General features: G+C 59.9%; 20 protein-coding genes and 1 tRNA gene. 12 read left to right on the top strand and 9 right to left on the bottom strand.

Translation table 11 applies throughout. The features are described 5' to 3' along the window. Positions 1-48: 48 nt before the first annotated feature. Positions 49-1089, top strand: coding sequence for a protease SohB (gene sohB / locus OCT39_RS09185; protein WP_263584183.1), 1041 nt, complete (start codon positions 49-51; stop codon positions 1087-1089). A 26-nt stretch (positions 1090-1115) separates the two neighbouring features. On the opposite strand, the gene OCT39_RS09180 is transcribed toward sohB, so the two are convergent. Next, complete coding sequence (locus OCT39_RS09180; RefSeq protein WP_263584182.1) at positions 1116-1436, bottom strand: ArsR/SmtB family transcription factor; 321 nt, start codon at positions 1434-1436, stop codon at positions 1116-1118. A 313-nt stretch (positions 1437-1749) separates the two neighbouring features. Between OCT39_RS09180 and OCT39_RS09175 the strand changes: the two genes are divergently transcribed. Then, a complete protein-coding gene (locus OCT39_RS09175; protein WP_263584181.1) occupies positions 1750-3666 on the top strand; it encodes an AMP-binding protein in 1917 nt (638 codons plus the stop codon). Between the two features lie 122 nt (positions 3667-3788). Next, positions 3789-4148 (top strand): hypothetical protein, encoded by a 360-nt coding sequence (locus tag OCT39_RS09170; RefSeq protein WP_263584180.1) that lies wholly within the window; start codon positions 3789-3791, stop codon positions 4146-4148. Positions 4149-4472: 324 nt separating this feature from the next. On the opposite strand, the gene OCT39_RS09165 is transcribed toward OCT39_RS09170, so the two are convergent. Both OCT39_RS09165 and OCT39_RS09160 read right to left on the bottom strand, forming a co-directional pair. Then, positions 4473-4563 (bottom strand) — tRNA-Ser (locus OCT39_RS09165). A 57-nt stretch (positions 4564-4620) separates the two neighbouring features. Continuing rightward, positions 4621-6327 (bottom strand): potassium/proton antiporter, encoded by a 1707-nt coding sequence (locus tag OCT39_RS09160; RefSeq protein ID WP_263584179.1) that lies wholly within the window; start codon positions 6325-6327, stop codon positions 4621-4623. Between the two features lie 145 nt (positions 6328-6472). On the opposite strand from OCT39_RS09160, the gene OCT39_RS09155 reads away from it, so the two are divergent. Both OCT39_RS09155 and OCT39_RS09150 read left to right on the top strand, forming a co-directional pair. Then, positions 6473-7657, top strand: coding sequence for an ABC transporter substrate-binding protein (locus OCT39_RS09155; protein WP_263584178.1), 1185 nt, complete (start codon positions 6473-6475; stop codon positions 7655-7657). Further along, complete coding sequence (locus OCT39_RS09150; protein WP_263584177.1) at positions 7654-9039, top strand: 3'-5' exonuclease family protein; 1386 nt, start codon at positions 7654-7656, stop codon at positions 9037-9039. Before OCT39_RS09155 ends, OCT39_RS09150 begins: the two co-directional genes overlap by 4 nt. Positions 9040-9042: 3 nt before the next feature. Here OCT39_RS09150 and OCT39_RS09145 read toward each other — a convergent pair whose 3' ends face one another. Together OCT39_RS09145 and OCT39_RS09140 are read right to left on the bottom strand one after the other, a co-directional pair. Then, a complete protein-coding gene (locus tag OCT39_RS09145) occupies positions 9043-9849 on the bottom strand; it encodes an alpha/beta fold hydrolase (RefSeq protein ID WP_263584176.1) in 807 nt (268 codons plus the stop codon). A gap of 31 nt (positions 9850-9880) precedes the next feature. After that, a complete protein-coding gene (locus OCT39_RS09140; protein WP_263584175.1) occupies positions 9881-10549 on the bottom strand; it encodes a 7-cyano-7-deazaguanine/7-aminomethyl-7-deazaguanine transporter in 669 nt (222 codons plus the stop codon). A gap of 509 nt (positions 10550-11058) precedes the next feature. Between OCT39_RS09140 and OCT39_RS09135 the strand changes: the two genes are divergently transcribed. After that, complete coding sequence (locus OCT39_RS09135) at positions 11059-11286, top strand: hypothetical protein (RefSeq protein ID WP_263584174.1); 228 nt, start codon at positions 11059-11061, stop codon at positions 11284-11286. Positions 11287-11350: 64 nt separating this feature from the next. Here the strand turns inward: OCT39_RS09135 and OCT39_RS09130 are convergent, their stop codons facing one another. Further along, positions 11351-11524: a hypothetical protein gene (locus OCT39_RS09130; RefSeq protein ID WP_263584173.1), complete on the bottom strand. Its 174-nt coding sequence runs from the start codon at positions 11522-11524 to the stop codon at positions 11351-11353. Positions 11525-11625: 101 nt separating this feature from the next. Here OCT39_RS09130 and OCT39_RS09125 point away from each other — a divergent pair, with 101 nt between their 5' ends. Further along, positions 11626-11802, top strand: coding sequence for a hypothetical protein (locus OCT39_RS09125; protein WP_263584172.1), 177 nt, complete (start codon positions 11626-11628; stop codon positions 11800-11802). 68 nt (positions 11803-11870) lie between these two features. Here OCT39_RS09125 and OCT39_RS09120 read toward each other — a convergent pair whose 3' ends face one another. Beyond that, positions 11871-12641 (bottom strand): dienelactone hydrolase family protein, encoded by a 771-nt coding sequence (locus OCT39_RS09120; RefSeq protein WP_263584171.1) that lies wholly within the window; start codon positions 12639-12641, stop codon positions 11871-11873. 203 nt (positions 12642-12844) lie between these two features. On the opposite strand from OCT39_RS09120, the gene OCT39_RS09115 reads away from it, so the two are divergent. The 5 genes from OCT39_RS09115 (at position 12845) to OCT39_RS09095 (ending at position 15082) form a co-directional block, all read left to right on the top strand. Continuing rightward, a complete protein-coding gene (locus OCT39_RS09115; RefSeq protein WP_263584170.1) occupies positions 12845-13525 on the top strand; it encodes a Bax inhibitor-1/YccA family protein in 681 nt (226 codons plus the stop codon). 87 nt (positions 13526-13612) lie between these two features. Further along, entirely contained in the window at positions 13613-14002 is a 390-nt protein-coding gene (tusD, locus tag OCT39_RS09110; protein ID WP_263584169.1) for a sulfurtransferase complex subunit TusD, read from the top strand. A 49-nt stretch (positions 14003-14051) separates the two neighbouring features. Further along, positions 14052-14417 (top strand): DsrE family protein, encoded by a 366-nt coding sequence (locus tag OCT39_RS09105; protein WP_263584168.1) that lies wholly within the window; start codon positions 14052-14054, stop codon positions 14415-14417. A gap of 25 nt (positions 14418-14442) precedes the next feature. Further along, on the top strand, positions 14443-14730 hold the full coding sequence (gene tusB / locus OCT39_RS09100) for a sulfurtransferase complex subunit TusB (RefSeq protein ID WP_263584167.1): 288 nt from the start codon (positions 14443-14445) through the stop codon (positions 14728-14730). A 1-nt stretch (position 14731) separates the two neighbouring features. After that, positions 14732-15082: a TusE/DsrC/DsvC family sulfur relay protein gene (locus OCT39_RS09095; protein ID WP_263584166.1), complete on the top strand. Its 351-nt coding sequence runs from the start codon at positions 14732-14734 to the stop codon at positions 15080-15082. Between the two features lie 9 nt (positions 15083-15091). Here OCT39_RS09095 and OCT39_RS09090 read toward each other — a convergent pair whose 3' ends face one another. Next, positions 15092-15724, bottom strand: coding sequence for a helix-turn-helix domain-containing protein (locus tag OCT39_RS09090; protein ID WP_263584165.1), 633 nt, complete (start codon positions 15722-15724; stop codon positions 15092-15094). 91 nt (positions 15725-15815) lie between these two features. After that, positions 15816-16769 carry a histone deacetylase family protein gene (locus OCT39_RS09085; RefSeq protein ID WP_263584164.1) on the bottom strand — a complete coding sequence of 318 codons (954 nt, stop codon included), beginning with the start codon at positions 16767-16769 and terminating at the stop codon, positions 15816-15818. Positions 16770-16771 lie beyond the last annotated feature (2 nt).

The following is a 16771-nucleotide window of genomic DNA, read 5'->3' as shown; positions in this document are numbered from 1 at the left end:
TGGCTTCGTACTTGCGCATTGAGGCGTATCGACCCAAAGGAGAGGGACATGAGTGAATGGACGGCTGAGATAGGCACCTTTCTGGTTCAGAGCGTGATTCTTACCCTGCTGGTGCTGTTGGCAGGCTTTCTTCTCATGCGCGGAAAACGTGGTGGGGAGCGCGGCGCCTCGCTAAAGGTCGAGTCGCTCAACGATCAGCGCCGCGCGCGCAACCGGCGCCTCAAGGTGAACGCCACCGCTCAGGGCGCGCGTAAGAAGCTGATCAAGCAGCTGCGCCGCGAGGAGAAGGAGCGCCAGAAAACGGCCAAAAAGAGCGAAGAGGGCGCGGCCGCGCGCCTCTGGGTGCTCGATTTTCACGGCGATATCAAGGCCTCTCGCACCGAGCAGTTCGCCGAGGAAGTATCGGCGGTGATCGAAGTGGCGGGCGCTCAGGATGAAGCGGTGATCCGTCTCGAGTCCGGCGGCGGGCTGGTGCATGCCTATGGGCTTGCCGCCGCACAGCTCGACCGACTTCGCGAGGCGGGTATTACCACCACGGTGTGTATCGACAAGGTCGCCGCCAGCGGTGGCTACATGATGGCGTGCACGGCGCATCATATAAAGGCCGCACCCTTTGCGGTGATCGGCTCGATCGGCGTGGTCGCCCAGGTGCCCAACATCCATCGTTTGTTGAAACGCAATGATATCGACGTCGAGATGCTCACCGCCGGGCGCTACAAACGCACGCTGACGGTGCTGGGTGAAAACACCGAAGAGGGCCGGGCCAAGTTCATCGACGATCTTGAAAATACGCATAAACTCTTCAAGCAGTACGTGGCCCGTCATCGTCCGGCCATGGATATCGACCGCTTGGCCACCGGCGAGATCTGGTACGGCAGCGAAGCGCTGGACGAGCGGCTAATCGATAGCGTCGGCACCAGCGAAGCGTATCTGGTCGAGCGTATGAAAGAGGTTGAAGCGTTCACGGTCAAGCTCGAGCCGCCCAACACCCTGGGGCGGCGCATTAGTATCGCAGTATCCAGCGGTATCGAGCAGGCCGTGACCAAAGCGCTGGGCGCCATCGACGCGACCGGCTGGCAGCGGCGTTAGCGCCTGTCGATATCGGTCTTTGAAAATCAAGCCGCGTAGTGAAGCGCCAGGGCGGAAAGTATCGCCCTGGCGCTTTCGCTTTTGAGCGAGTAATAGATGGTTTGCGACTCCCGCCGGGTTTGTACCAGCCCATCGCGACGCAGAATGGCCAGATGCTGGGAAAGCGCGGACTGGCTTAGCGCAAGCTGCTGGTTGATCTGCGTGACCGAAAGTTCGGCCTCGGCCAGCAGGCAAAGAATCTGCAAGCGTTTTTCATTGGCGAGCGCCTTGAGAAGCAGGGTGCCCGCTTCCAACGCCTGCCCATTATGCTCGAGAAGGCGAGCGGCGGCGCTTGAGTGAGTAGCCATGGTTTTCTCCTTGCCGAGACGAGGGAAACGCGTGTTCCCGTCAAAATGCCATCGCGGCGATGCGGTTTGGTAGCGGTCAGCGGTCTTTCGTTGAAATATTGTTAATCAATAGTCGGTAAATTAGCGAATTTTGTCCAAATCGGCGTTTAACGCTGAGTCAATGATAGTAAATACAGCTGACTGTCGACAATTTTCACCATTTCGCACCCAAGGGTGCCGGATTATCCGATGGTTTAACGGCGAAGCTCCCGGTTTTGTGGTTAAAGTGTCAACAACAGGGGTTGACCGCTAACACAATAAAGACAGGGTGACCATGAGCCGCTATCACGCTACCCACGCATACTCCATCGAATCGCCCGCCGAGTTTTGGCAGGAGCAGGCCCAACGCATTCCCTGGAAGCGCTTTCCCGAGACCATTCTTTCCTGGGACGAACAGCGCCACGCCCGCTGGTTCGAGGACGGCACGCTCAACATCTGTTACGCCGCGCTCGATCACCATGTTGAAAAAGGCCGTGGCGAGCAGGTGGCACTCTACTACGACTCGCCGGTCACCGGCGCCCGGGAAGTGCTCACCTACCGTGCGCTGCGCGACCGGGTGGCCTACGTGGCCGGCGGGCTCGAGAAGCTGGGCGTTGGCAAGGGCGACCGGGTCGTGATCTATATGCCCATGGTGCCGGAGGCGGTCATCGCCATGCTGGCCTGCGCGCGGATCGGCGCGGTTCACTCGGTGGTGTTCGGCGGCTTCGCCGCCAGGGAGCTTGCGCTTCGTATCGAGGACGCCGAGCCCAAAGTGGTGATCAGCGCTTCCTGCGGGATCGAGGTGAACACGGTGCTGCCTTACAAGCCAATCGTCGATCATGCCATTGCCCAGAGCGTCTTCAAACCCGAGGCGCTGGTAGTGTTCCAGCGCGAGGCCGAGCGCGCCCCGTTGAACGAGGGCGAACACGACTGGCAAACTCTCGAGCAGAGCGGCGTGTTCGCCGAGTGCGTCGAGGTCGAGGCGACCCACCCGCTCTATATCCTTTACACCTCCGGCACTACCGGCAAGCCCAAGGGCGTGGTGCGCGATACCGGCGGCTACGCCGTGGCGCTTGCCTACTCCATGGAGGCGGTGTATGGCCTGGCGCCGGGGGACGTATGCTTTACCGCCTCTGACGTCGGCTGGGTGGTGGGCCACTCCTATATCGTCTACGGGCCGCTTTTGCGCGGCTGCGCAAGCGTGGTGTATGAGGGCAAGCCGGTAAAAACGCCCGACGCCGGCAGTTTCTGGCGCATCATCGATGAATACAGGGTGAAAAGCTTTTTCACCGCGCCCACCGCCTTTCGCGCTATCAAGAAGGAGGATCCGGAGGCGCTCGAGCGGCGCCGCTACTCGCTTGCGAGCCTTGAGCACGTCTTCGTTGCCGGCGAACGCCTCGACCCGCCAACGTTTCACTGGCTAAGCGACGTGTTGAGCGTGCCGATCATCGATCACTGGTGGCAAACCGAAACCGGCTGGCCCATCGCCGCCAATTTGGCGGGCATCGAGCTCGCCCCGGCCAAAGCGGGTTCGGCAACCTACCCGGTGCCGGGCTTCAACGTCGAGATCATTGGCCGCGAAGGCGAAAAGAGCGCGGCGATGGAGGAGGGTAGCGTATTGATCAAGCAGCCGCTGCCGCCAGGCTGCTTGAGCGGTATCTGGCGCGACCCGGCGCGTTTTCACAGCGCCTACATGGCCGCGTTTCCCGGCTACTACCTGACCGGCGACGGCGGCTATTTCGACGACGACGGTTATCTCTTCATCATGGGGCGCACGGACGATGTGATCAACGTGGCTGGCCATCGGCTCTCGACCGGCAAGATGGAGGGCGTGCTCGGTGCGCACCCGGCGGTGGCCGAGTGCGCGGTCATCGGTATTCATGACGACCTGAAAGGCCAGCGCCCGGTGGGGCTTGTGATTCCCAAGGACGGCTTCGACGGCGACGAGGCCGCTTTGGAAGCCGCGCTCATTCAGCAGGTGCGCGAGACGATCGGCCCGGTAGCCGCTTTCAAGCAGGTACTGATCGTCAACCGCCTGCCCAAGACCCGCTCGGGCAAGATTTTGCGCAAACTGCTGCGCACGTTGGCCGACGGCAAGCCCTATACCGTACCCTCGACCATCGACGACCCGACAAGCCTCGACGACGCCCAGGTCGCCATGGCTCGCCACGGCGTAGGGCGTGTCGATGAAGCCAGACTGGCGGAGCAGTAAGCCAGGCGCGGCCCTGAAGTGGCCAAGAGCAATATCCTGCAGGCCGGTGAGCAGGTAAAATCGCATGCTAAAGGATGCGAGCCAAATAGGGATCGTTTAAGCACACATGCGGAGTGAATGGGATGATGAAACCGGTAGGCTTGCTCGCGGCGCTGTTGCTGATGAGCGCGGCCCACGCTCAGGACAATCGCTACACCTTCGATGACATGGAGCAAACGGTGAACGAAGCCTTCGCTAAAGGAGTGGAGTGCCAGGCCAGCACCGATGAGGTGATGACGCCGGAATGCGAAGCGTTCAGGGGTTTTCACATCGACCGTTATTCCACTGGGCTTTTGAAATTCGGCCAGGAAATGAACACGGCTGATTACAACGTCTACGGCGGCATCAAGGAGTCGCGGATCGACGAGATGTTTCGCAAAATCGACGAAATCGGCAAGATGGAAGCGTTTATCGACTCGCTATCGCCGCGCTCAAGGATTTAAGCGAAAGTATCCTCAGCGGCCAGCGAGATCCTGGCTTTTTTCTCTGGTTATCCCTGGCCGATGCTGGCGCGTGGCTCAGAATAGTGCGCCATCGTTCGGGTATGGCGTTGCGATTAACCCGAAAGTGGGCGTGGGTGAATAATAAGGCAAGGGTCGGGCTAAAATGCCTTAACAACCCATGCTTTATTCTGATTTTTATCTATTGTGCACGAGTCTGGCTCAAGCATTATAACGGCAGGTATTCCCCTCGTAATACTTTCGCCATTCTTGGAGGGCTAGAAACTAAAAAGGGAACCAGCTAAGTAGCTGATTCCCCAGTATAAGTGGCGGAGGGACAGGGATTCGAACCCTGGATAGGCTATTAACCTATGCCGGTTTTCAAGACCGGTGCATTCAACCGCTCTGCCATCCCTCCGGCTTATGGGTGCGTATACTACCACTATTTCCTTGGAAGTCAACGCCTTTGGCCAAATTAGTAAAGCCTTAGGCCGACGCGGGTGATATTGCCACCCTGCATTTCGCTTACGACCCAGTGGATGCCGTGCCAGTCGATGTCGTCGCCGACCACCGGGTGGCCGCCCACGCGCAGCGAAACGAATTCCGCCAGGCTCATTTCCTGTTCGCCGGGACTCAAGGTCAGCCCGTAGGCCTGGGCGATGTCCCGCATGTAAGCGCTGCCTTCCAGAGTGAAGGTACCGAAGAAAGCGCGCTCCTGCTTGAGCTTGGCGTCGCCGTTGAACAGCCGGTTGAGCGCGGTTAAATCTTCCGACCGACCGATGACGCAGATCACATCCTCGAGTTTCAGCCGGGTGTTGCCCTTGGGGTGGAGCATGACGTGATTACGAAACAGCGCCGAGATGAGCGCGCCGGAAGGGAAGCGCAGCAGGCGGATCGGCACGTCCTCGAGATCCTGGTTTTCGACCACGTAGACGAACATCTCGAAGTCGTTCTCCGGCAGAATGCCCAACGGCCCGCGCCGGTTGGGCGTCGTGCCGGCGGGCACCTGGATCTTGAGCCAGCGGGCGACCAGCGTGAGCGACCCCCCTTGGATCAAAAGCGACATCAGCACTACCGCAAAGGCGACGTTGAAGTAGAGCGAGGCGTTCTCCACGCCGCCGATCACCGGAAAGATCGCCAGCACGATCGGCACCGCGCCGCGAAGCCCGACCCAGGCGATGAAGAACGTCTCGCGCCAGCGAAACTTGAAAAACGGCTTGATGGTGATGAACACCGCCAGGGGGCGAGCGATGAAAATCAGCGCCAGCGCCACCAGCCCCGCCGGCAGGATGACCTCGACCAGCTGGCTCGGCGTAACCAAAAGCCCCAGCACCAAAAACAGGCCGATCTGGCTAAGCCAGGCCAGGCCGTCGTGGACGGGCAGGATGAAGTTCAAATGCCGCCCCGGCTGGTTGCCGATCATTAGCCCCGCCAGATAGATCGCCAAAAAGCCGCTGCCGCCGAGAACGCTGGTCAACCCGAAGACGCTAAAGCCCAGCGCCAGAGCCAGCATGGCGTAGAGCCCCGGCGCCAGGTCGAGCCAGCGCAAGAGCTTCGCAGAAAGCCAGCCGCCGCCCAGGCCCACGACCAGGCCGATGCCAAATTGCGAAACGAAGAATACGAGGGTTTCGACGATGCCGCCCATGTCGCCGACGAGCAGCTCGACCAGCATCAGCGTGAGAAAGATCGCCATCGGATCGTTGGTACCGGACTCGATCTCGAGCGTGGCGCTGACCCGCTCGTTGAGGCTGACTCCGCGGCCGCTGAGCATCGAGAACACCGCCGCCGCGTCGGTGGAGCCGACGATCGCCCCGACCAACAGGCCTTGAATCAGGCTGAGCTGAAACACCCACATGGCGATGATGCCGACGATGGCGCTGGTGATGAACACCCCGGCGGTGGCCAGCGACAGCGCCGGTTTGAAGCCGACCCTAAAAGTTTTGAGGCGAGTGCGAAGCCCGCCGTCGAGCAGAATCATCGCCAGTGCCAGGTGGCCGATGACGAAGGCCATGCTGTAGTCGTCGAATACGACGCCAAGCAACCCCTCTTCGCCGGCGAGCATGCCCAGCCCCAGAAAGATCAGCAGCAGCGGAACGCCAAACATTGATGAGAGCCGGCTGGCCAGAATGCTCAGCGTCATGAGAATGCCGCCGATCAAAAAAAAGGTATACAGTGCGTCCATGTCTCTCCGTCTCTACATCAATGCCGCTCTATTATTGCACGCCCCCCGCTATTTTACTGCGCCTTAAGGCTTTATGGCGGGCCAGGGCTGGTCAGGGCCGGCGGCCACCCGCTACACTCCGGCTTCACGCCCCTGGAGTGTAGCGATGCCTCACCTGACTATCCGCCGGCAAGCGCGCTTGCTGTTCGCCGGTGCGTTTTGTCTATTGTTTTTTTCCTGGCCGGCGCTGGCCGCAGAGGGGGAGGCGGGGTCTGATCAAGATGCTGGGGCTGTGTCGCTCGAAAGCGAGGTCATGCTACCGCCCGAGCTATGGCCCGACGCCGCCCCCCTGGCCCGCGATGAAAGCACCGCCGGCGCCGAGCCTCAAGCCGCGCCGGTGCCTTCGGCCACCCTGGCGCTGCCGCCGCCGCTTGATCCGCCGCCGCTGACCGAAGTGACGGTCATGCTGGACTGGTACCTGAGTCCACAGCACGCCATGCTTTTGATCGCCCAGGCGCGGGAACTGTTCAAGGCGCAGGGGCTGGCGGTAGAGCTTTTGAGCCCGGCGGACCCGACCATTCCGCTCAAGCTATTGGTGGCCGAAGAGGTGGACCTGGCGCTGACTCGCCAGCCCATACTGCATCTGCAGGCACATCAGGGCGAGCCTCTTACGCGGGTGGGAACGCTGATCGAAACGCCCTTGAACGCGGTGATCGTGACCGGCAGCGTTGCCGAAACGGACGACGTTGCCTTGCTGGCCGGGCGCGATTACGGCTTTTCTACCCGAGAAGGCGAGACCATCGTAGCCGAGCGGCTCATCCCTCAGTCGCTGCGTCAAACCGATGGCTTCAAGGCGCCGGTCAATGTGCACTTCGATGCCGCCGCTGCCGTGGTGCGCGGTGACGCCAACGTGATCGCCGACGGCTACTTTGCCTCGCTTCCCCAGCAGCTCGCACCTGAGGGGATCGAGAGCCACGTCATTCGTTTTGAGGAGATCGACATTCCCCGTCACGATGGCGTCATCGTCGTGGCCAACAGCCAAACGCTTGGTCGCCATGGCGCGACCTGGGCGCGCTTCATGAGCGCCGTCGAGCAGGCGAGCCACTGGATGATCGAAAACCCCGAAGCGTCCTGGACGCTGGTCGCCGAGCAGCACCCGATTCTCGATAATGCGATCAATGAGGCGAACTGGGAGTCGCTTCTGCGCCGCCTGTCGTTGAGCCCGGCAGCGGTGAACACGCGCCGCTACCAGGCGTTTGAGACCTACTTGCAAAAGCGAGGCCTTATCGAGGAGGCGTTACCGGTATCGCGGCTGGCGGTCGACCCGCACACGCTGGGCGCAGAGCCATGAGCGAACCCGCCCTGACGTTTATCGACGTGGAAACCACCGGTACGAGAGCCACCCGCGATCGCATCACCGAAATCGCCGCGCTGAAGGTGGTTGAAGGGGAGATCGTCGATCGCTGGGTGAGCCTGATCGACCCGGGCACCAGCATTCCCCCGTTCATCTCGAAGCTCACTGGCATTCACGACGATATGGTCGCCGACGCCCCGCGTTTCGAGACGATCGCCGAGGCGTTCAAAACGTGGCTTGGTGAGAGCTGTCTGGTGGCGCATAACGCCCGCTTCGACGCGAGCTTTTTGCGCAACGCCTTCAAGCGCGCCGGGCTCGACTATCGCCCCCGGCTGATGTGTACCCTGCGTATCTCGCGAAGGCTCGAACCCGAGCAGCGCCAGCACAACCTGAAAAGCCTGCTCGCGCGCTTCGATATTCAGACCGCGCGCGCCCACCGCGCCGAGGACGATGCCGAGGCGCTTTGGCGGCTGTGGCAGGCCTGGCAGCAGCGCTTTCCCGCCGAGCAGTGGCAGGCCGCTACCGGTCAGGAGCGAGAGCACCGCAACCTGCCAGCGCATCTCGACAGCGCTCTGATGAGCGAGCTCCCGCCGCGTCCTGGAGTGTATCTCTTCTATGGCCACAATCGGCTGCCGCTTTACGTGGGTAAAAGTATCAACCTGAAAAATCGGGTGAAGGGGCACTTTCAGCGCGACCACCAGGACGACAAGGCGATGCGCATGCTCCAGCAGATTCAGCACATCGAGTGGGAGGAGACCGCCGGCGATTTGGGCGCCCAGCTCCGCGAGGCGCAGCTGATCAAGGAGCTGATGCCGATCATGAATCGCCAGCTACGCCGTCAGGGCGGCCTGAAAACCTGGTTCTGGCCCGACGGCGATCACGTGCCGACGCTTGCCGGAAGCGCCGTACTGATCAGCTCGGCGCCGGGCGAGCGTTTCGGGCTTTTTCGCCACGCGCGCGAGGCCAAACAGGCGCTCAAGACGATCATCGAGGAGCACAAACTCTGCCCGCAGGTGCTGGGGCTCGAGAAGGGAAAAGGGCGCTGCTTTGCCAATCAGCTCGGCAAGTGCGCCGGCGCGTGCTGTGAGAAGGAGTCGCTCGAGGCACATACCCAAAGAGCGCAGGCGGCACTCGAGCGTTTGAAGGTGAGTGCCTGGCCCTGGCCCAACAGGATCGTCATCCGCGAAAAAAGCGTTCATACCCGTAAAAGCGCCTATCACACGGTGGATCACTGGTGCTACCTCGGCAGCGCGGTGTCGCTTGCCAAGGCCAGACGGCTCGATTTCGAGGCAGTTCAGTTCGACGTGGATACCTATCGCATCCTGAACCGCTTTTTGCGAAGCCCCGAGGAGCATGGGCTAAGCATCACGCCGCTCTAGGCCTTATTTATCCTCTTCATTCATGAAAGCGCTGACCGCTTGCTGGAACGCCTCGGGCTGGTCGGCGTGCAGCCAGTGGCCCGCCTCTTTTAGCGTGATCACTCGCGCGGTCGGCAGCATCTCTTTCAAGGCCGGGATCATGTCATCGGTGACGTAGTGTGAGTCGGCGCCGCGCAGCACCAGCGTTGGGCCCTGGTAGGGCTCTTCGCCGGCGGGCAGGCCGATGATGGCGTCATAACCTGCCTGAATCTCGTCGAGGCCCACGCGCAGCGACATCTGTTTGTCGTCATTGCGCACCAGATTGGTCGCCAGAAAGAGTCGAGTAGGGCGAGCGCTAACGTGCTCGGCCATGACCGCATCGGCACGCTTGCGATCGGTAGGTTTGGCTTCGCGCACCGCGTTCAAGGCGCTAAAAACGTCGTCGTGGCCGTGGTCGTAGCGCACCGGGGCGATGTCGCCGACGATCAATGATGCCGTAAGCTCCGGCGCCAGCCGCGCCAGGCTGATGGCGACTTTGCCGCCCATCGAGTGACCCAGGATGTGTGCCCGCTCGATCTTCTCCTTTTTGAGCAGCGCAATCACGTCCTGACTCATCGCCTGGTAGTCCATGCCGTCGGCGTGGGGGGAGCGGCCGTGGTTGCGAAGATCCACCGCCAGCACTCGGCGCTGCTGTTGCCATACCTTCAGGTGCGAGCGCCAGTTGTCGGCGCTACCGAGAAGGCCGTGCAGCACGACGAGCGGCGTTTTGTCGGGGTCAGCGCCTTCGAGGGCCTCGATGAAATGAAGATCAACCGGAGTAACGCGGCTCATTGAGCCTCCTTGATGGGCACGTTTTTTTGAATCAGGCGACTCGTGGGGCGCGGTCGCGCTGTCCTGTCCAGACCACGAGACGCCGGGTTAGCCAGGCCAGCAGCAGGCCGTACAGCGGCAAAAAGAACAGCAGGCTGATGGCCAGCTTGATCGCATAGTCCACCGCGGCGATTTCCACCCAGTGGGCCGCCATGAACGGGTCCGGGCTATTGTAGAAAGCGGTGAAGAAAAAGGCGAACGTGTCCGCCAGGTTGCCCAGTACCGTCGAGAAGACCGGCGCGACCCACCAGGCCCACTGGCGCAGCCGGTCGAACACTTGAACGTCGAGCAGTTGGCCGAGAAAGTAGGCCAGAAAGCTTGCCAGTGCGATGCGCGCCACGAACAGGTTCCACTCACCAAGCGCGCCGATGCCGGCGAAGCTTCCTTGAGGGAAAATGACCGATACCACGTAGGAGATCGCAAGCGCCGGGAACATGACACGCAAGATGATCGACCGCGCCGGCCCCTTGCCGAACAGGCGAACGGTCAGATCGGTGGCCAGAAAGATGAATGGGAAGCTAAACGCCCCCCAGGTGGTGTGAAACCCGAAAAGCGTGAAAGGTAGCTGAACGAGGTAGTTGCTGGCGGCAATAACGCCAATATGAAACAGCACCATGATCAGAAGGCAGCGGCGGTGCTGAGCGTCGGTCAGTGCAAACATGTGAACGGCCTTTTTAATAGCAGGAGGGGTTAGGGAACCCTCTGATAGGCGCAAGCGCCGGGGCCGCGCATTATACGCAAACCCCCGGCCAATTAAAGCGGATGCCTCTTTTCGAGGCTTGCTCTTTTTGGCAGGTGCTCCCTTGTTTCCAAACTGCGGCTATACGTCGCGTCCTGCAGGCGTGGCAAGGTGGTTATTCTTGAGCATCGAAGCCTGTGGCCAAGCGCGCTAATAGACCTCGAAAAGCGAGATGTTGGCGAGTAAAACCAAAGGTGTTGAGTTGCCGCTGACTTTATCGGGCGGTGGCATCGAGGGTTATCTATAAGATTGAATTAGAAAGATAGTTGAATAGACGCGACCATGGATGATGGGCGACACTCGCTTGAATACCGCGATAAAAAATGGCCGGAACCACTCACACCGCGTCAGCGGTGATTGAGGGTATTTTCAGGAACCTATTGGCACTTGGCGTGTTCAATATCATCAGGTGGTCAGGAAAGGAGAAACCAATGAAGCATCTTGAGAAGTGCGAGCAGTGTGGCAAGGAGTATGACCCCTCTGAACCCAAGGGAGCGCCGGAAGACCCGGACAATTGCGGTAGCTGCGGCGCCGACATCAAGCCCAAAGGGCGTCATTCGAGCTTTCTGGTCGATGACAGCAACGAAGAAGACGGCGGCGAGCACAGCCTTGAAAAAACGCTGAGAGAAGCCTCTCACAAGGCCGACACAGACGATTAAACAAAAACGGTTCAGCTTAAGCTGAACCGTTTTTTTATGCGGTCGAGGCGTTTAGATGCGTAGCCTAGTAGGTCGCCTCCGTACGTGAGCCGCGCAGGCAGTCGCCATAGTGCATGGTATCACCGAGCTGTTCTGCCTGTTTACGACACTCTGCCGAGCGCGAAGAGCTAGTGCCAGAGGCGCAGCCGGCGCTTACCAGCATGATGGCCACCAGACCCAGAGCGAACATGGACTTCATAACTTTCTCCTGACATTGACTTGTTTAACACCGTGCGATGATAGCAGTCCTGCCTCTCTTTGGGCATCGGCTGTATGCATACGAACCCGCAAGGAGGACCGATGGATAAAATCTATGCCTGGGATGTCAAGCGCGAACGCATCGTATACCGCGTTCCCGGACAAACCCTCGAGGACGGCCGCGAGGATAGCGATCTACACCCGGTCTGGCTGCCCGCCGAAGCCGACGAACTGCCCGAGGGCGTCGAGATCGAGGACTTGCGGGAGGTTGAAAGCTAAAAAATCCGCCCCTCCAATTTTTCAAAAGGGGCGGGTACGAAGAAATGGGCGTTTCTAACCCGATGGATTCAAAGCATCTCCTCGAGCCACTTCTGGAACGTGGCCCAGGAGCGTTGATCGGCGCGTTCGTCATAGCGGTCGCTGCCAAAAACGCTAAAGGCGTGGGGGGCTCCAGAGTAGATGCCGATCTCATAGGTGATGTTGGCCTCTTCGAGCTCTGAGGCCAGCGTTGCAACATCGTCCAAACTCACCATTTCATCAGCGCCGCCGTGAGCGATAAAAATCGGCGGCGTATCGCTTGCGTAGGACTGACCCTCGGGCGTATCCAGGCCGCCGTGAAAACTCGTGTAGGCGGCGATGTCATCGGCTTCACCGGAGCGTGCCATCTCAAGCGCCACGGTGCCGCCGAAACAGTAGCCCATAATGACGGTTGCGCTTTCCGCACCCTGCTCGCGCGCCTGCGTCAAGCCTGCCAGCGTCAGTTCGCGCATCCGCTCACGATCTTCGTATAGCGCGCTGGTAGCGGCCTGCTTCGCTTCCACTTCCTGGGGGCGGTTACCCTGACCGAAGAGATCCACCGCGAACGCATCGTAGCCCTGTTCGGCTAGCATGTCGGCGCGCTCGCGCTCGTAGTCGTCGACGCCGTCCCAGTCGTGCACGATCAATACGCTGCCTTTCGACTCGCCCTGGGCTTCGACGAAATAACCTTCGAAGCTCTCGTCACCGACCTGGTAGGTAACGTCTTCCCCTTGAGGGTCAAAGCCAAATGCCTGGGTACTTAGAAGAACTGCAACAGTCAGCGCGTTGAGTTTCAGGATACGATGAGTGGATAGCGTCATGGTGACTCCTTTTATCAGGTGTAAGTAGAGCGAATAAACTCTCATTTATTCGGGGCGTGGTATATCCATTAAGTTAGCATAGACACATTGCGTTGAATCTTCGTCCAACGATGAGCTTTTTTTGAATTTGAAGGGCTTGCACCGGGAACTACGTCACGGCATGCTTGTCCGTTGTTAGTACGACTACCAGGGAGTTTATAACCATGGCGTTCAACGATTCGCACACCGTACGACCGCAGCAGGATCAGGCGGTTAGCGGCGCTAGAGCCAACAAGGTACTGCGTAATACCTACGCACTTTTGGCCATGACGCTGCTGTTCTCGGCCGTTACCGCTGGCGCTTCTGTCGCGCTCGGCGTACAGCAGATGAACATTTTCGTCTTCTTCATCGGCGCTTATGGGCTGATGTTTTTGGTGCATAAAACCGCCAACTCCGCCGCTGGGCTTCTGGCCACGTTTGCCTTCACCGGTTTCATGGGCTTTACCCTTGGCCCGATCATCTCGGCCTATCTGACGCTGCCCAACGGCGGTGCGCTGATCATGAACGCGCTGGCCATGACCGGCCTGACCTTCATCGGTCTTTCCGCCGTCGCGCTGATGACCAAAAAGGACTTCAGCTTCCTTGGCAACTTCCTGATGGCGGGCGCCATCGTGCTGATCCTGGCCATGGTGGCTGGACTGATCTTCCAAATTCCGGCGCTGTCATTGATGGTTTCTGCCGGTTTCGTACTTTTCGCCTCGGCGGCGATTTTGTACCAGACCAGCGAGATCGTTCACCGCGCGGGCGAAACCAACTACATTCTGGCGACCGTTACGCTCTATGTCTCCATTTACAACCTGTTCGTAAGCCTTCTCTCCATTCTGGGCATCATGAGCAGCGACTGATTTTTTGGTCGACCCGCTACCCAAACAGACCCTACTTCGGTAGGGTCTGTTTTTTTATAGGCAGTTCATGCCCGCAACGAGAGCGAAATGAAATACGGACTACTGGTGACCGGCGCACCCTATACGAGCCCGGCACCGCATTCGGCGCTACGCTTCGCCCACGCCGTAATCGACAGGGGCCACACGCTAATCGGCGTGTTTTTCTATCAGGATGGCGTGCACAATGCCTCGTCGCTAATGAGCCCGCCCCAGGATGAGCTTAATTTAAGAGAGGCGTGGGCAGCGCTCAATCGTGATCACGCCACGGCGCTTGACGTATGCGTGGCGGCGTCGCTTCGCCGAGGCGTGCTCGACCGAGCCGAGGCCAAACGCCATGGTCTGACCCAGCACACGCTTGAAGCGCCCTTCGAGCTCACGGGGCTGGGCCAGCTTTTGACGCTGCAAAAAAGCTGCGACCGATTCATTACCTTCGCCTGACGCTTCACTCCCCGAGCGTGATTCCCGAACTCTCCACTCGAGGCAAACGATGACCGAGCACCCCGCCCGCCTGATTACGCTAAGAAGCGCCCCCTTTGCGTCCAACGCGCTCAGAGAAGGCCTTGACGTGGCGCTGGTGGCCGCGGCGTTCGGTGAGCCGGTCACGCTTTTATTCGCCGGCGAGGGCGCTTTGGCACTACTGAAATCGCAACAGGCCGGTGCGCCGGGGCAGAAGGCCGTGCTACCCACGCTCGAGATGTTAGAGATGTACGATATCGAGGAACTGCTGGTGCCCGAAAGCAGCCTGGTAGAGCAAGGGCTCGACGCCGGTCTGCTGATCGATGCCGCGCGCGTGATTTCTGAAAGCGAGCTGGCCGCGCTTTATCAGCGCGCGCGAGACGTTCTTCATTTCTGATGGTTGCCGATATTAAAGAGGACGCATGCTGCATATCTTGAATCAGCGGGTCGATGCGAATTGCGCAACGAACATGCTGCGCGTGGTCGCCAAAAGCGACGAGGTCGTGCTGATCGAAAAAGCCGTTCAGGCGTGCCTGAAGCCTGAGTGGACAGGGTTCGAGCAGTGCAAGGGCCGGGTATATTTACTCCAGGAAGACCTGGCGTCACGAGGGCTCATTGATGTCGCCAAGCGGCAGACGTTTTCCATAGTGGACATGGCAGGATTTTTAGCGCTCTCGGAGCGCCATGAACAGTGTGTGACCTGGTATTGATATGAAAGATGAAAATTTATACCGTTATCTTGATTGCAACGAAAATCTGAAACTGGATCCTGAGGGATATCTGGTAGATCAAGAGTCATGGAGTAATGAGGTTGCCGAGGCGTTGGCGCGTGATGAAGGGTTGGCGTTGACGCCGGCACATTGGGAAATCATTGCCGTCGTGCGGGAATTCTACGCTCGTTTTGAGATGGCACCGGCCATGCGTGCGCTGGTCAAGGCCACGCGCCAGGCGCTGGGTGAAGAGAAGGGCAATTCGCTTTATTTGATGTCGCTGTTCCCGGAAAGTCCGGCGCGGCGCGTGGCGCGCTTGGCCGGGCTCCCCAAACCGACCAACTGCCTTTGAGAGCCGGGGCTAGATCAAGTCGCCCCGCGTACATACGGACAATACCACCGCATCCTCGACACTGGTCGATACCAGCGCGTGGCCCATGTCGCTGTCGAAGTAGATGCTGTCGCCCTCGGTGAGCGCCTGCGGGGCGTAGAACTCGCTGTAGAGCAGTATGTCGCCTTCCAGCACCATCAAAAACTCTTCACCGTCATGGCGTACCCACTGCTGGTACGCCTCGAAACTCCGCGCCCGCACGACCGTCTTGAAAGGTATCATGCGCTTTTGCGCCAACTGGTGGCCCAAAAGCTCGTGTTCATAAGTCGGGGTAGGGTGAAGCTGTCCTTTACCCTTGGGCGTCAAGTCACGCCGGCCCATGGTGTAATGTTCGCGCTTGGGCGGGGTGAATAGTTGGGGCAGGTCGATGGCAAGCCCGGAGGTGAGTTTCTGGACGACGCTAAACGTCGGCGAGACCTGGTCGTTTTCGATTTTTGATAGCGTCGAGCGGGCGATGCCAGTGCGACGGCTGACGTCTTCGAGTGTCCAGGTATTGGCCAGGCGAATCTCCTTGAGCCTGGCGCCAAGGCGCAGCGGCTCGACGAACTCCTTGCGCCCCGATGCGATCCTTAAGGCCGCGTGCTCGTCATACGTCTCGGTCATGAATCAGCGCCGTCCTGTTTGCCTGTCGTTACCATGATCAAGGCGCCATGTTAACACGATTGCCTTTTATACCGTTTCCATGCACGGTCTTTCATGCGCTAGCCCCGGGGGCGGCCTCGAAAGGCAGACCCAATAGTGCCTTGAGATGCGCGCTGCAGCCGCTGGCCAACGACTTCGGGTTGTAGCCGCCCTCGAGAACAGACACCAGTCGGTTTTCAGCGTAGAGTTTTGCAATCTCCATGGCCTGGCACGTGATCCAGTAGTAATCCTCATCCTCGAGCTCGAGCTCGCCCATGGGGTCGTCGCGGTGGGCATCAAAACCGGTGGAGAGCAGTACCAGATCCGGCTTGAAGTCGTGAAGCGCGGGCAGCCATTGCTGCTCGACGGCCGATCGAAAGCCTGCGCTTTTGGTCCCTGCCTCCAGCGGCGTATTGACTACATTCGGCCACTCGCTTTTGAGATAGCGCCAGGGGTAGAAGGGAAACTGGTAGCTTGTGCAGATCAACACGTCTGGGTCGTTTTTGAAGATATCGATGGTGCCGTTGCACTGGTGAACGTCGAAATCCAGAATCGCGACGCGCTTTGCGCCGTAATGTTCGCGGGCGTGGGCCGCGCCAACGGCGACGTTGTTGTAAAAGCAAAATCCCATGGCGTCGGCGGTCTCGGCGTGGTGGCCCGGCGGGCGCACGGCGCAGAACACGTTGTCGGCCTGACGCTTGAACACCTGGTCGATGCCCTTGACCACCGCGCCCGCCGCCACCCGGGCGGCTCTAAGCGTATCCGGGTTCATCAGCGTGTCGCTATCGAGCGATGTGAGGCCTTGCTCGGGGAGGCAGCGCTCCAGCGCCTCGAGATGGCGCTTTGCGTGAACCCGCGCAAGCGCTGCCGGCTCGACTTCCCTGGCTTCGCCCTGCATGGTTTGCTGCAAGAGCCCATCCAGCGACAGGCGCGCCCGTATGGCCTCGAGCCGCGCAGGGCTTTCCGGGTGGTCCGGGCCCATGTGGTGCAACACGCAGTCGGGATGGGTAAGGTAGGCGGTAATCATGC

This window comes from Halomonas sp. GD1P12 (genome assembly GCF_025725645.1).
Lineage (GTDB): Bacteria > Pseudomonadota > Gammaproteobacteria > Pseudomonadales > Halomonadaceae > Vreelandella.
Note: the sequence above shows the minus strand (reverse complement) of the source record. Positions and strands in the feature narration are given on the sequence as shown.